The organism is Geoglobus ahangari (assembly GCF_001006045.1).
In the GTDB taxonomy this organism is placed as follows: Archaea; Halobacteriota; Archaeoglobi; order Archaeoglobales; family Archaeoglobaceae; genus Geoglobus; species Geoglobus ahangari.
Genome location: NZ_CP011267.1, coordinates 1,322,460 through 1,335,195, shown reverse-complemented (window position 1 = coordinate 1,335,195; position 12,736 = coordinate 1,322,460). Strand labels below are relative to the sequence as shown.

General features: G+C 53.8%; 22 protein-coding genes. 11 read left to right on the top strand and 11 right to left on the bottom strand.

The genetic code is table 11. The annotated features are described in order from the left end of the window. From GAH_RS07725 to GAH_RS07700, 7 genes are read left to right on the top strand one after another with little or no spacing between them, the layout of a single operon-like run. Complete coding sequence (locus GAH_RS07725) at window positions 1–486, top strand: hypothetical protein (protein ID WP_156967431.1); 486 nt, start codon at window positions 1–3, stop codon at window positions 484–486. After that, window positions 486–758, top strand: coding sequence for a hypothetical protein (locus GAH_RS07720; protein ID WP_048095917.1), 273 nt, complete (start codon window positions 486–488; stop codon window positions 756–758). The genes GAH_RS07725 and GAH_RS07720 overlap by 1 nt, the downstream gene beginning before the upstream one ends. A 42-nt stretch (window positions 759–800) precedes the next feature. Next, entirely contained in the window at window positions 801–932 is a 132-nt protein-coding gene (locus tag GAH_RS11045; protein ID WP_281173922.1) for a hypothetical protein, read from the top strand. Beyond that, the gene (locus GAH_RS07715) at window positions 913–1,182 is read left to right on the top strand and encodes a class II glutamine amidotransferase domain-containing protein (RefSeq protein WP_156967430.1); all 270 of its coding nucleotides are present in this window, start codon (window positions 913–915) and stop codon (window positions 1,180–1,182) included. The genes GAH_RS11045 and GAH_RS07715 overlap by 20 nt, the downstream gene beginning before the upstream one ends. A 39-nt stretch (window positions 1,183–1,221) precedes the next feature. Next, the gene (locus GAH_RS07710; RefSeq protein ID WP_048095912.1) at window positions 1,222–2,220 is read left to right on the top strand and encodes a hypothetical protein; all 999 of its coding nucleotides are present in this window, start codon (window positions 1,222–1,224) and stop codon (window positions 2,218–2,220) included. Next, window positions 2,213–2,623: a thioredoxin gene (gene trxA / locus GAH_RS07705; RefSeq protein ID WP_048095911.1), complete on the top strand. Its 411-nt coding sequence runs from the start codon at window positions 2,213–2,215 to the stop codon at window positions 2,621–2,623. The genes GAH_RS07710 and trxA overlap by 8 nt, the downstream gene beginning before the upstream one ends. 51 nt (window positions 2,624–2,674) lie before the next feature. Next, window positions 2,675–3,904: an ornithine cyclodeaminase gene (locus GAH_RS07700; RefSeq protein WP_048095910.1), complete on the top strand. Its 1,230-nt coding sequence runs from the start codon at window positions 2,675–2,677 to the stop codon at window positions 3,902–3,904. Here the strand turns inward: GAH_RS07700 and GAH_RS07695 are convergent. The 4 genes from GAH_RS07695 to GAH_RS07680 are packed head-to-tail and all read right to left on the bottom strand — an operon-like array spanning window position 3,901 to window position 6,232. Beyond that, complete coding sequence (locus GAH_RS07695; RefSeq protein ID WP_048095909.1) at window positions 3,901–4,872, bottom strand: PhoU domain-containing protein; 972 nt, start codon at window positions 4,870–4,872, stop codon at window positions 3,901–3,903. The two genes, GAH_RS07700 and GAH_RS07695, sit on opposite strands and share 4 nt — an antisense overlap. A gap of 53 nt (window positions 4,873–4,925) precedes the next feature. Further along, a complete protein-coding gene (locus tag GAH_RS07690; protein WP_048095908.1) occupies window positions 4,926–5,195 on the bottom strand; it encodes a hypothetical protein in 270 nt (89 codons plus the stop codon). Between the two features lie 51 nt (window positions 5,196–5,246). Beyond that, entirely contained in the window at window positions 5,247–5,933 is a 687-nt protein-coding gene (gene pdo, locus GAH_RS07685) for a protein disulfide oxidoreductase (RefSeq protein ID WP_048095907.1), read from the bottom strand. Window positions 5,934–5,992: 59 nt separating this feature from the next. Beyond that, a complete protein-coding gene (locus GAH_RS07680; RefSeq protein ID WP_156967429.1) occupies window positions 5,993–6,232 on the bottom strand; it encodes a hypothetical protein in 240 nt (79 codons plus the stop codon). A gap of 46 nt (window positions 6,233–6,278) precedes the next feature. Between GAH_RS07680 and GAH_RS07675 the strand changes: the two genes are divergently transcribed. Together GAH_RS07675 and GAH_RS07670 are read left to right on the top strand one after the other, a co-directional pair. Further along, complete coding sequence (locus GAH_RS07675; protein WP_048095905.1) at window positions 6,279–7,247, top strand: replication factor C small subunit; 969 nt, start codon at window positions 6,279–6,281, stop codon at window positions 7,245–7,247. A gap of 65 nt (window positions 7,248–7,312) precedes the next feature. Continuing rightward, the gene (locus tag GAH_RS07670) at window positions 7,313–8,173 is read left to right on the top strand and encodes a CBS domain-containing protein (RefSeq protein ID WP_245604003.1); all 861 of its coding nucleotides are present in this window, start codon (window positions 7,313–7,315) and stop codon (window positions 8,171–8,173) included. Here GAH_RS07670 and tmk read toward each other — a convergent pair. After that, window positions 8,170–8,787, bottom strand: a complete 618-nt coding sequence (gene tmk, locus GAH_RS07665) for a dTMP kinase (RefSeq protein WP_048095903.1) — start codon at window positions 8,785–8,787, stop codon at window positions 8,170–8,172. The genes GAH_RS07670 and tmk overlap by 4 nt on opposite strands. 77 nt (window positions 8,788–8,864) lie before the next feature. On the opposite strand from tmk, the gene GAH_RS07660 reads away from it, so the two are divergent. Further along, window positions 8,865–9,413 carry a class II aldolase/adducin family protein gene (locus tag GAH_RS07660; protein ID WP_048095902.1) on the top strand — a complete coding sequence of 183 codons (549 nt, stop codon included), beginning with the start codon at window positions 8,865–8,867 and terminating at the stop codon, window positions 9,411–9,413. Here the strand turns inward: GAH_RS07660 and GAH_RS10725 are convergent. After that, a complete protein-coding gene (locus GAH_RS10725; protein ID WP_156967428.1) occupies window positions 9,382–9,549 on the bottom strand; it encodes a hypothetical protein in 168 nt (55 codons plus the stop codon). The genes GAH_RS07660 and GAH_RS10725 overlap by 32 nt on opposite strands. A gap of 35 nt (window positions 9,550–9,584) precedes the next feature. Between GAH_RS10725 and GAH_RS07655 the strand changes: the two genes are divergently transcribed. Beyond that, the gene (locus GAH_RS07655; RefSeq protein ID WP_048095901.1) at window positions 9,585–9,911 is read left to right on the top strand and encodes a hypothetical protein; all 327 of its coding nucleotides are present in this window, start codon (window positions 9,585–9,587) and stop codon (window positions 9,909–9,911) included. Here the strand turns inward: GAH_RS07655 and GAH_RS07650 are convergent. The 5 genes from GAH_RS07650 to GAH_RS07630 are packed head-to-tail and all read right to left on the bottom strand — an operon-like array spanning window position 9,885 to window position 12,735. Next, window positions 9,885–10,232: a prefoldin subunit beta gene (locus GAH_RS07650; protein ID WP_048095899.1), complete on the bottom strand. Its 348-nt coding sequence runs from the start codon at window positions 10,230–10,232 to the stop codon at window positions 9,885–9,887. The genes GAH_RS07655 and GAH_RS07650 overlap by 27 nt on opposite strands. Further along, a complete protein-coding gene (locus GAH_RS07645) occupies window positions 10,225–10,458 on the bottom strand; it encodes a KEOPS complex subunit Pcc1 (protein WP_048095897.1) in 234 nt (77 codons plus the stop codon). Before GAH_RS07645 ends, GAH_RS07650 begins: the two co-directional genes overlap by 8 nt. Then, window positions 10,424–10,915: a Brix domain-containing protein gene (locus GAH_RS07640; RefSeq protein WP_245604002.1), complete on the bottom strand. Its 492-nt coding sequence runs from the start codon at window positions 10,913–10,915 to the stop codon at window positions 10,424–10,426. The genes GAH_RS07645 and GAH_RS07640 overlap by 35 nt, the downstream gene beginning before the upstream one ends. Next, window positions 10,900–11,757, bottom strand: a complete 858-nt coding sequence (locus GAH_RS07635; RefSeq protein WP_048095896.1) for a universal stress protein — start codon at window positions 11,755–11,757, stop codon at window positions 10,900–10,902. The genes GAH_RS07640 and GAH_RS07635 overlap by 16 nt, the downstream gene beginning before the upstream one ends. A gap of 57 nt (window positions 11,758–11,814) precedes the next feature. Then, window positions 11,815–12,735, bottom strand: coding sequence for a manganese-dependent inorganic pyrophosphatase (locus GAH_RS07630; RefSeq protein ID WP_048095894.1), 921 nt, complete (start codon window positions 12,733–12,735; stop codon window positions 11,815–11,817). Between the last annotated feature and the right edge of the window lies 1 nt (window position 12,736).

Below are 12,736 nucleotides of genomic sequence, written 5' to 3'. Positions count from 1 at the left end.
GTGAAGGTGGTTTACTACTGGGAGCATGAGTGTGGATGGGTCAACTACCTCGATCCCTATTACTTCTGGAACTTTGAGGGCAAGGTGAAGTGCGCCGGCTGCGACAGGGTGGCGAGGTTCAAGTTCGTGAACGGCAGGCTCGTTGAGGGGCCGACCGAGGTGGACGAGGAGGCTGACGTCCTGCCGCTCTACGCCGACAACCCGAACCTCGGATACGAGACGATCAAGGTTGGCACGCCCGGGAAGACGAGGCCGTTCTACGGTCTCATGAGGGATCCGAGCACGTACACTGGTAAGGCGAGGACGAGGACCGAGAACCTGAGGGGCAAGTTCATCAGGGCCAAGCCCAACCAGCCACTGAAAGCAGGAGTGGTCGAGAGCAGGAGGTTCGCATGGATCGACAGGAGAAAGAGCCTGGACACGTGGGGCAAGGACGAGTACCCAGGAAAGCCAGTCTACGGTAAGTTCAAGAAGGAGGAGGAGTGATGGAAATGAGCTCGCATGCCGAAAAGGTGGAGTTCAGCTTTCCGGAGGATGCGGGGCCAAAGCCAGCTGTCTGGACGCCTGAGCAGGAGGAGTTCGTCAAGCAGTTCCCCCACATCTGCAAGGACTGCAAGTGGATGAAGCCCGTAATTCCGAACACAAAGTTCCCGCCAGCAGACCTCATAGGCTACTGCAAGATAATCCACTGGCCCTTCTACTGGTGCGTCAGCAAGTACACGATCGTGAAGAGCTGCAAGTGGTTTGAGAAGAGGTAACAATCCTCAAACTCTTTTTAAATTTTTGAGGCAAGTTTTTTCATGGTCAGGTGCATTTACGATTCAACAATAGAGTGCATCGAGGGTGAGCCTGAAAGAGAGAAGTGCAGGAAGTGTCCGATATATGAAGCGGTAGTCGAGGGGGCGAAGGGGTGTGGAAGCGTCGAGTTCTGAGATCAGGGTTTTGATGGACACCGTGGAGAGGTGGTACCGTAGGTATCTCGAGATCGGTGACGTGTCAAGCTACTTCCTGTTCAAGGACGATCTCGAAGTCGTGGATCACTACGCCACCCTCCTGTTAAGGCAGGGGAAGATCAGCGACGAGGAGTACTTCAGATTCGTCACCTTCTGCGACGAGAAGCTCGAGATGCTGAAGAGCGAGCTGAAGCTGAGCGATGAGGACGTCAGAGAGGTATTCGGCTGATTCCAATAAGCTTTTATTCCATTTTTCCAGCCAACATTCGTGCGTTTGAGGGACGTGTTCGTCAATTTTCTCAGGTCGAGAGGGATCTCCTGCATCTCAACCAACTCCCGGAAGGTTCTCGATGAGGATCCGATTCAGTACATAGCCAGAAAGTTCGCCAGCGGAGAGTTCAGGATCAGGGAGGGAGAGGGAAGGTACAGGTTCGACCTGAGCGGAAATGCGGTTGAGAGCTGCAGCTACGTGGCGTGGAGGTTCGATGATGGTATTAGTGCGGAGGAGATAGGGAGCGAGCTTGAGAAGTTCCCGTACATCGTCGTGGACTGCTCGCTGAAGGACATCCACACAGAGAAGGAGCTAAAAAGCCTCGTGAACCAGATCCAGAAGACGCTCTCGGTCGTGAGGAGGTACATGTGGGACGAGAGACTCGTAATTGCGGGAATGAAGGTCAGGGTGTCCGCACCCCAGTACCCCTCGGTCGAGGACTTTCTGAGGGAAAAGCAGCCCGAAAGGGTGATCCTGCTCGACCCCAACGCCGAGGAGGTTTTCAGCGGAGAGGTTGCCGACTGCTACATCGTGGGAGGGATAGTGGACAAGGTGGGTAACAAGGCCGGGACGACGGAGATCATCTACAGAAGGCTGGTTGAGAACGGATTCGAGGTGGAGAGGAGAAAGATACTGCTGAGGGGCGACGTGGTCGGGGTTCCGGACAGGATAAACCACATAACCGAGATCGTCCTGAAAGCTGTGCTGGATGGGATTGATGTTGAGAGAGCCATCTACGAGGTTCAGAACAGGAAGATCGCGAGGTGGAGGCTCAGGAGGGAGATCGCAAGGAACTGCAGGAGAGTCATGGTTGGGGACAGGAAGTTCAGGGTAATAGAGAAGTCCTTCTTCGAGAGCGTCAAAGGGTGGCTCAACGTGATAGAGGAGGACTTTTACAGGTGTGCGAGGGACATGGGGGTCATAGTGATTGATGACTCCTTCACTCCTCCGAAAAGCCTTAAAGTAACTTCCGAAGAAAATGTGAACCATGGATGAACTGGAGAAAATAAGGCAGAAGAGGATGATGGAGCTCATGCAGAAGCTCGGCGGTCAGGGAGAGCAGCCAAAGCAGGAGGTCATCGATCACCCGATAAAGGTCGATGCGAGCAACTTCGACGATGTCCTCGCAAAGCACAAGAACATCGTCGTGGACTTCTGGGCCGAGTGGTGCATGCCCTGCAGGATGATCGCCCCGATAGTCGAGCAGCTCGCCAAGGAGTACGCTGGAAAGGTAGTGTTCGCGAAGCTCAACACCGACGAGAACCCGATGATCGCAGGGAGGTACGGAATAACCGGAATCCCCACGCTCATATTCTTCAAGAACGGCAGACCCGTGGACAAGGTTGTAGGAGCATTGCCCAAGGCTGAGCTTAAGAGGTGGGTCGAGAGAAACCTCTAACACCCATTTTTCCCTCGGAAGGTTTTTATTGTGCTCTTCTGCTCTTAGTTTATGATTGCGAGGGAGGTAGAGTTTGAGGGTCACCTCATAGACTCCAACATCTTCCCGAGGGTTCTCGACCTCATTCTCGACCTTGACGGGGAGTTTGAGATACTCGAGTTCAGGATAGGCAAGAGGAAGGAGGACAAGAGCTACGCCAGAATGATAGTCTTCGGCAGGGACGAGGAGCACCTCAACGAGATAATGAAGGAGCTCCACAAGCTTGGGGCGAGAATCCCGGATGCTGAGGACGTTGAGCTCGCCGAGGCTCCTGAGGACAGGGTTTTACCGGACGGCTTTTACGTGACGACCAACAACCCCACCCTCGTCAGGATCAATGGTGAGTGGGTGGAGGTCGAGGACATAGGGATGGACAGGGTGATCGTGGTTGATGTTGAGAGGAAGCGCGCTTTCTGCAGATTCCTCAACGAAGTGAAGAAGGGCGACAAGATAGTTATCGGCGAGAAGGGCGTGAAGGTTATCCCTCCCGAGAGGCCGAGGAAGTCCTCTACGTTCGAGTTCATGGGCGGGCACATCTCAACCGAGAGGCCAACGCCATATGTGATAAAGGCCATTGCGAGGGAGATAGTGAACCTGAAGAGGAATGGAGGGAAGATCGCGGTCGTTGCCGGCCCGGCAGTTGATCACACCGCAGCGAGGGATGCACTCGCCGGAATGATCAGGGACGGGTATGTAGACGTCCTCCTGTCCGGAAACGCCCTTGCTGTGCACGACATCGAGATCTCCATATTCGGAACCTCGCTGGGGATGGACATAAAGACCGGCAGACCCGTTCCCGGGGGCAACAGGCACCACATTCACACGATAAGCAAGGTGATAGCTGCAGGGGGAATCAGGCAGGCGGTGGAGAAGGGAATCGTGAAGGACGGGATAATGTACGAATGTGTCAGGAACAACGTGCCCTTCGTGCTGGCGGGATCGATAAGGGACGATGGCCCTCTGCCGGAGGTCATCACCGACACCATGGAGGCCAAGAAGGCGATGAAGCAGGCTTTGAAAGGAGTCAGCATGGTGATAATGCTCGCCTCGATGCTCCACAGCATAGCCGTCGGAAATCTTCTGCCATCGACCGTCAAGACAATCTGCGTCGATGCCAACCCGTCGACCGTCACAAAGCTCGTTGACAGGGGGAGCCATCAGGCGATAGGAATAGTCACTGACGTGGGCCTCTTCCTCCCGGAGCTCTACGAGAGCATAAAGGAGGTGGAAAAGGAGGGTTAGCCGTTTATTAGCTCCCTCACTCCCCTGTTTATCGCGATCACACCAATGCTCTTTATCTTCCTGCAGATGTCTATAAGCGGGTAAATCAGCAGCGGGTCTTCCGCGCCCTCCCTTATCTTCGCGAGGAGCTCCTCTTCAAGCTCGTGGGACATCTCCATAACGTCATTCGCTTTCTCGATCTCCGAGTCCATGTAGGCGAGCATGACCTTGGAGAACATGTCCTCCACGTTCAGCAGTACCTCCACATACTCCTTGGCAATCTCATCGTAGTTTTCTGCAGAGTACAGGTTCTCCGAGAAGTCGAACAGCGAGTCGGCAATCTCCTCAAGCGTCTTTGCGACGATCCTCATTCCAAGGATGTTCCTCATCTCGCTCCACTTCGACGGAGACATCATGTCCCTGATTATCCTGTTCTCGAGCCTCACCGCGAGCATGTAGAGCCTGTCCGTGTCCTCCTCAAGCTTCGCAATCTCCTTCAATCCCTCCCTGTCGTCAATCCTTATGCTGTCGACTATGCTCTCTATGATTCCCGAGATTATCTGGGACATTCTCTTCAGCACGCCCTCTATGTCGAACTCCGTGGTGGTGAGGCTCCTCAGGACGATCCTGTCCTCTCCAGCGTCTATGATCTCCATGCCTATGACGTCGTGCACAATCCTGCTTATCCTCCCAACAACCTTCGGAGAAATGACCTTGTCCTGAATGACTATCTCGTCGAGCCCCTGAATGTAGAGGGCAATTATGAACCTCCTGAGAAAGCTCTCGTCGTACTTCGGCAGTTTTCCGACAACGGCCTTAACGACCCTGTGCTCTTCAGTGTACTTCTTCGGCATCAGCTTGATTACATCGTCGTCAATGTCCAGCAGAATCTCGTCTCCCTGATCAAGGTTGTTCTTCTTAATCCAGCTCTTCGGCAGGCTCACCATGAAGCTGGAGCCGCCTATCAGCTGAAGCTTTCTGGACTCCACATATAAACTGATACAAAGAAATTAAAATATTTTTCCCTCAGGCTAAAATTCCTTCAGGAGGAATACGTAGGGTCGTCCTCGTAACCTAAGCTGAGGTCCTGAATCATCTTGCTTGCCAGTCCAATCAGCACCCTGTCGTCGGAGAGGAGCTCGCGTATTATCATCAGAGATGTCGCCTCTTTAAGCTCCTGACTCTTAAGCCTGTCGAGGTGTTCGAGGAGCTTCACCGCGAGCTTGTAAATTTCCGTTAGCCTTATATCGTCCTCTCCCTCGAATTCCTCGTCGTCAAACTCAATCTCTATGATCTCTTCAAACTCTTCCATTGCTCTCCAGACTGTCGCCCAAATTTAAATACTTTTGCCAGAGCCAACCGGCTACCTCATATCGACTTCCTTGCCCTCATCTGCATCCTTCACGAAGTTTATCACGTGCGTTTCTGGGTATGCTCCCACGAACTGCACAACATTGCCCTTGTCAAGGTTCTTTATGACCGTGTGCGGAACACCCATCACTCCCCACTTGTCGGCAAGGCTCGGGAACTCAAGGCTCTCAACCATCTCTGCCACGATCTTCTCGCTCACCATTGCGAACTGGTGGGCTACAAGGACAGCCCTCGGGCAGTACGGGCAGCTTGGGGTGACGTAGACCTCGATCTTGAGGTTGCTCTTCACATCCTGAAGGGTCTGAATCGTCGCGTCACTTATCTCGAGCTGTCTTGTCGAGACGAACATTATGTCCTTGATGAGCGTCGTGAACTCATAGCCTGAGGGAATTCCGGTGAACTTAACCCTCGAATCGAGTTCATCGCTCTCATCGGTCAGGATTATCGTGGGTGCGTACTCAACTCCCCTCTCCTTCGCCTCATCGCTCTTCACATCGTAGACCTCAAGCTCAATCTTGTCCGAGAGCTCTGCAACCTCCTCAAGGAGTTGTCTCGTGTCCTTGCAGTATATGCAGTGCTCATCCTCGCTTGAGAAGAGAAGCAGCCTAACCCTGTCCTTCAGGATCTTCTCAAACTCCTCCCTCAGATACTTCTTATCCTCTTCCCTGAGCAATCCCATCTCAAATCACCTTTAACTGAAAAACAGTCTCCGCTATATAATACCCTACCGGATTTGTGCTAAACCCTCAACACGAAGCCACCATCGTAGTCGAGCGTCGCATTTGCGAGGAGATCCGCCATCCCCTCATCAGCGTAAATTTCCACACCATCTCGAGAGAAGACCAGCACCTCTCCCCTGCCCTTAGCGATGTCGACAAGGACGTCGCAGCAGTAGAGTGTGGTCGTGAGGGTTATCTGGCCAAACCCCATGCGCCTGAGCTTCTCCAGAGCCCTCTCAGTTACCTGCATCCGTACCATTCAGCCCCCGGAAGGTTTTTAATGTTGCGCCGGGAAGAGTATACCGATGGACACCGAGATCTGGGTTGAGAAGTACAGGCCCAGAACCCTCGACGAGGTCGTGGGCCAGGAGGAGGTAATCCAGAGGCTCAAGGGCTATGTTGAGAGAAAGAACATCCCTCACCTTCTGTTCTCCGGGCCTCCCGGAACGGGAAAGACTGCAACAGCAATAGCCCTCGCGAGAGATCTCTTTGGAGATGTGTGGCAGGACAACTTTATAGAGATGAACGCCAGCGATGAGAGGGGAATAGATGTCGTCAGGCACAAGATAAAGGAGTTCGCCAGAACCGCTCCGATATCCGCCCCCTTCAAGATCATATTCCTCGACGAGGCTGATGCCCTCACTGCCGATGCTCAGGCTGCCCTGAGGAGAACGATGGAGATGTACTCCAAGACGTGCAGGTTCATCCTGAGCTGCAACTATGTCAGCAGGATAATCGAGCCGATACAGAGCAGGTGTGCCGTTTTCAAGTTCAGACCTGTCCCCAAGGAGGCGATGAAGAAGAGACTGCTCGAGATATGCGAGAAAGAGGGCGTGGAGATAGACGAGGAGGCTCTGGAGGCGCTGATATACGTCTCGGGAGGGGACTTCAGGAAGGCCATCAACGCCCTTCAGGGCGCCTCAGCACTCGGAAAGAAGATAACCGCGGATCTGATCTACCAGATCACGGCCACCGCAAAGCCGGAGGAGGTGGAGAAGCTCATAGAGACTGCGCTCAGGGGAGACTTCATGGAGGCAAGGGAGTTTCTGGACAGGCTCATGATAGAGTACGGGATGAGCGGCGAGGACATAGTCTCCCAGCTCTACAGGGAGATCATATCCTCAAAGCTCGACGAGTCAATGAAGGTGGTTCTGATTGACAAGCTCGGAGAGATCGACTTCCGCCTCACTGAAGGGGCTCACGAGAGGATACAGCTGAACGCGTATCTTGCCTACCTCACTCTCATCGGAAAGAAAAAGCTGAAGCAGAGCTGAACAATCTCCCCTTTTTCTCAGCCCGCTTTTTTAAGATATCAGAAAAATATATATTGCATTTTGGTATGGAAAGCCATGTCATGAAGGCCAAGGACGTTATGAACCCAGACGTCATTTATGCTGAACTCCCAAACTCGAGAGAGTATGTCCTTGAGCTGTTCAAGAAGCACGGGATATCCGCGGTTCCCGTACTGAAGGACGGGAAGCTCGCAGGTATCGTCACGAGGAAGGACATACTCAGGAAGATAGAGGAGGATCAGCTCGCGCTTCTGATGACTCCCAACCCAACCTACGTCACCCCTGACACTGACATTAAGGAGGTAATCAGGATCCTCAACTCAACCCACTTCAGAAGGCTTCCCGTGGTTGAGGGGGACAAACTCGTTGGGATAATTACGGTGAGAGACCTGATAAGAGTTTTCGCCGATGCAGGCGTTGAAAAGCCGATTAGGGAGTACATAAACAACTCCACCGTCTGCGTGTGGCAGGAGACGCCGCTGAACGTTGCCGGAGAGATAATGAGGGTCGCCAACGCTGAAGCCTGCCCTGTCCTCGATGATGACGCGAGGGTTGTCGGAATAATAGACGAGAAAATCCTGCTCACAGAGACGCTCATCGAGGACTTCATAGAGTCGAGGCAGTACTCCTCGTCCAGCGACTCAGACGACAGCTGGGCGTGGGAAGGGATAAGGGATTACGCGGTGAAGTACTTCGAGGTGAGCGTTGTAAAGCTGCCAAGGGAGCCTGTGAAGAAGTTCATGAAGAAGCCCGTCTTCGCCAACCCGCAGTCGAGCGTCTCCAAGGTGGCGAGGGAGATGGACAAGAACGACCTTGACTACCTGCCCGTCCTCGACGCAAACGACAGGTTCATAGGAATGATCTCCGACAAAGATCTCCTGAGGGCGTTTGAGGACGAGGAGCCCTAAAACCTTCTCAACCCGGCCTCGAAGAACGATCCCCTCGAGGAGAGGAGCTCGAGAACCAGAAAGTAGCACTCCTCCTTAACCTTTTCAAGCGGCTGTTCTGCGTCAACCACCCTAATCTCGTCGGAGTCTATGCTCAGGAAAACCTCCCTCACCCTCTCGAGGTATTCCCTCCTCTCAAATGGCGTGGTTGTTCCTCTGTTCCTCACCCTCTCAAGGGCGACTTCAGGGGAGACGTCAAGCAGGATCGTCAGATCGGGTTTTGGGGCTATCTCCTCATTCCTCCTGAGGATCTCGTTAGGGTCTATCCCGAGAGCACCCTGGTACGCGACGTTGGAGTAGTAGTACCTGTCCATTATAACCGTGACGCTCGAATTCACACGCGGGAGGATGTTCTCCCTCACGTCCACCATCCTGTCGAGCATGAACAGCTCGAGCTCCTTCTCCGGAGGAAAGCGCTCCTTCGCCTCTTTGATCATCCTCCCGTACTCGCTGTCGCTCGGCTCCTTAAGAACCTCCGCCCTGAACCCGAAGTCCTCGAGAACGCTCTTCAGGTAGGACGCTATCGTCGTCTTCCCTGCACCATCTATCCCCTCAACGGCAATCAGGAACCCCACACTGAATGTTGGTGAGACTTTGATAAGCTTTTTCGTGGAGGGGAAATTAGAAATTCAACCAAGGACGAGTGGGTAGTATGATAGATCAGGCAATAAAGGTGGGCAGGAAGCTCGCGGAGCACGGGCTCATAGACGGCTCGAGCGGGAACCTGAGCTACATCGAGGGGGGAAAGATCGTCATAACGAGGACGGGCTGCATCCTCGACGAGCTCAGCCAGGATGACTTCGTGGAGGTTGAGATTGGGAAAAGGGACAGGAGAGCGTCCTCAGATCTGATTGTGCACGAGAGAATTTACGAGATTACAGATCACAGGGCAGTCCTCCACTGCCACGGCTCGTACAACGTCGCCCTCTCGCTGCTGGAGAAGAAGCTCGTTCCCCTCGACCTCGAGGGCACGATCTTCCTCAAGGAGATAGAGTTTGTTGAGGGGAGGTTCGGCAGCGAGGAGCTGGCCAAAAAGATTGCGAGGAGCATCAAGGAGAAGGGCTTTGCTGTTGTCAGGGCTCACGGGATTTATGCAGCTGGAAAGGACTTCTACGAGGCGTTCAAGCTCGCCAGCTTCGTGGAGCACTCCTGCAAGGTCTACTACCTAACTAAGCTCTACTCCCTTCTCGATAAGCGCTGATCGAAAGGTAGAGGCCAGCGGCTATCAGGAGGACAGTCACAGCGGGCCAGCCAACCAGCAGACCGACTGGGGACAGGAAGACGAGCAGGATGCCAAGCAGGAACTTGGCCACGAGCACGGCATAGTACTGCTCCACAAATGTTTTCTGCTGCCGCGTATATCAACCTTTTGATGGATCTGCTGAAGCTCTACAGGATGGCCAGAGAGTTCGACGGCTCGCCGGCAGAGCTGCAGAGCCTTCTTAGAGAGGAGTGCGAGGACGTTGTCTCGGTTGGGGACGACCTGTCATTCGTCGTCAGGTTTCCGGGAGAGGTCAGGGTGAGCGAAGACACGCTCGCGGAGGTTGGTGGAAGAAAAAGGAAGCTCTACCCCTTCAGAAACGCGTGGTCCTTCGAGAGGGGATACATAGCGTGGGACGGAAAGTTCCTCAGGATCAGCAGGGAAATTGATGAGAGTGTGCTCAAAAAAATTTTAGCCAGCCTGAACGTTGATGGCTGACTTCAGCTTCGCCTGCAGGTCTGCAAGCCTCTCCCTCAGCTTGTTCTCCTGCCTCTCGAGCATGTTCTTTCTAACCTCGTAGGTCTCTATCTTCTCCTTCAGATCCTTCTCCACCTCGTCTTTCTTCAGCTTCACCAGCACGTTACCAACCGCCTTGAAAGCATGGTCACTGTCGGACTTCTCGAGCTCCTCAAGCGCGTCCTTGGCCTCCTTTATGAGCGACTCGAGCTGAGCCTTCTGAGTGAGAATCAGCTGTAGCTGCTGCTGCACCTGCTGAAGCTGTGCCGCAAGATTCTGAACCTGTGGAGGAAGTTCACCCATACTCCATCACCTCTAAGGTTTCAACACACGCTCTGATCAGCCTCAGGTAGGCGTTGACACTCGCCCTGAGGGCGGTCAGGTCGTCTGCCTCAATCTCAACCACAAACCTACCCTGAGTTAAATAAACTTTCGCCCTGCTCCTCCTATCCTCCGGTCTTTCAACAAACACCCTTCTCAGGATTTCGAGCCACTCAGGCTCTCCTTCTACCTCGATTATCCCCCTCATACACGCTCAGAAGCCTGACTGTGAGGACTCTGACACCGTCATACCTGAAGTCCATCAGGCCGCCTTTCCTGACGTACACCACCTTCCTCGGCCTCAGCTTCATGGCGAGCCTCTCTCCGGCCGGAATCTTCGGCAGCGCTCCGAGGATGACGGGGTCGAATGGCGGGTTTCCGGCAAAGTACACCGGGCTGTCGTCCATCTTCTCCTTCCTGATCACCCCAACGTTCATCCTTATCGTCATCCTCCTCCTTCCACCCTCGTACAGATCCATGAACGCCGGATTTCCCTTGATCTCTCTGATGATTATCAGCTTCTTGTGCTCTCCAAAGAGATCCTCAAGGCTGAGCTTGCCCCTCTGCAGGTAGTACCAGTTCATGTACCTTGATATGACCTTCGCGAAGCTCCTCGTCCTCTGGGACGGATCTCTCGAGGTCGTGAGGACTATCCTCTCCTGCATACGAACACTGGTACTTTGCTTCTCCTTACAACACCGTCTGCCGTTCCACCGATCAGTGACCTTAGCAATCCGCTTCCTGTAGCGGAGACTGCCACAAGGCTGGCGAGCTTCTCCTCCGCCACCCTGACGATCTCCTTGTACGGCGTCCCCGCCTCGATGAATATCTCCACGTCCACTCCACTGCTCTCGAACTCCCTCTCAATCTCCTCGAGCCTCTTCAGCCTGCTCTCCGGAAGCTCGTTGCCCTTCTCTATCACGTGAACCAGCAGAACCTCATCTGCCTTACCCCTCACGGCAAACTCCTTCACGTACTTCACGAGCTCCTCGCTGCTCTCGGAGAAGTCGTAGGCGAGCAGTATCCTGCTGAAGAGCCTGTCGAAGCTCCTGACAATCTCACCTTCCTTCCCGACAACGAACTTGATCACCAGTACCGGAACCCTGCTCCTCTTCACAACGCCCTCCGAAACGCTTCCGAGCAGCATTCCGGCGATGAGCCCCTTTCCGTGTGACGGGATCGTCACCATGTCCGCCCCAACTTCCTGAGCCACCTCGGAGATGACTGCAGACGGCTCACCAGCTCTGGGCTCGAGCACCTTCACCCTGAAACCGAGCTCCTCAACCTTCTCCCCGAATTTTTCCAGATTCTGGCGTGTCTCGTCCTCGTAGTCGTGGAGGACTGCAGGGATGTCGATCCCCGAGACTGGGCCTATCAGCCTGTTGAGGTCGATGACGTGAATCAAGAAGACCTCCTCAACTCCTATCTGCCTGAGCTCCTCGAGCACGGAAATGCCGAGCTCCGAAGCCTTTGAGAAGTCCGTTGGATATAGCACGCGCCTCATCATTCTCGGTAACCTCTGATCCAGCACTAAATAACACTTTCGCGAAAATAAAGAAGAGGTTCAGGAAGAGTACGCGGACTCAAGCGGTGGAACTACCTCCTTCTTCCTGCTCATGACCTTGTCGAGCCAGACCCTGTTGTTCTCGAGAGGCTTTCCGAATGCCCTCTCCACAACGCTCTCGTCATCCACAACCGCAAGCAGCAGGGTTCCCTCCTTGATGATGTCTGTCAGCATCAGGAAGAGTCCCGCATAGCCTCCGCTCTCCTTCATCTCCCTCATTTTCTCGAGAAGCTCGTCTATCCTGTCCTCTATCATCTTGATGTCCACAAGCTCGATCTGACCTATGCCGACCTTGTTACCGGACATGTCGAAGTCCTTGAAGTCCCTCTTTATTATCTCCTCGGCGGTAAGCTTCTCCACGTCGGAGAGCTTTGACTTGAGCTGCACACCAAACGTGTTGATGTCCGCGATGCCCGCAATCCTCGCAAGCTCCTCAGCTGCTTTAATGTCCTTGTCTGTTGTCGTTGCTGACTTGAATATCACCGTATCGCTGAGAATCGCAGAGAGAAGCAGTCCGGCTATCTCCTTCGGTATCTCGACGTTGTAGTAGTCGTAGAGCAGCTTCACGACCGTTGCGGTGCATCCAACGGGCATTGCAAGGAAGAATATCGGGTTGGGGGTGGTTATGTCTCCGATCTTGTGGTGGTCGATGATCTCCACAATCTCGGCCTTGTCTATGTTGTCCACGCTCTGGGCCTTGTCGCTGTGATCCACGAGGATGAGCTTCTTGCCCTCACCGTCCTCAATCAGCTCCGGAACCTCGAACCCGAACTTCTCGAGGACGAACGCCGTTTCAGGATTTACATCTCCAAGCCTCGCCGGCTTCGCATCAACGCCGAGCTTCTTCTTGAGCTCAGCATACGCGATTGCAGAACAGATGCTGTCAGTATCGGGATTCTTGTGCCCAACAACGTACACCATG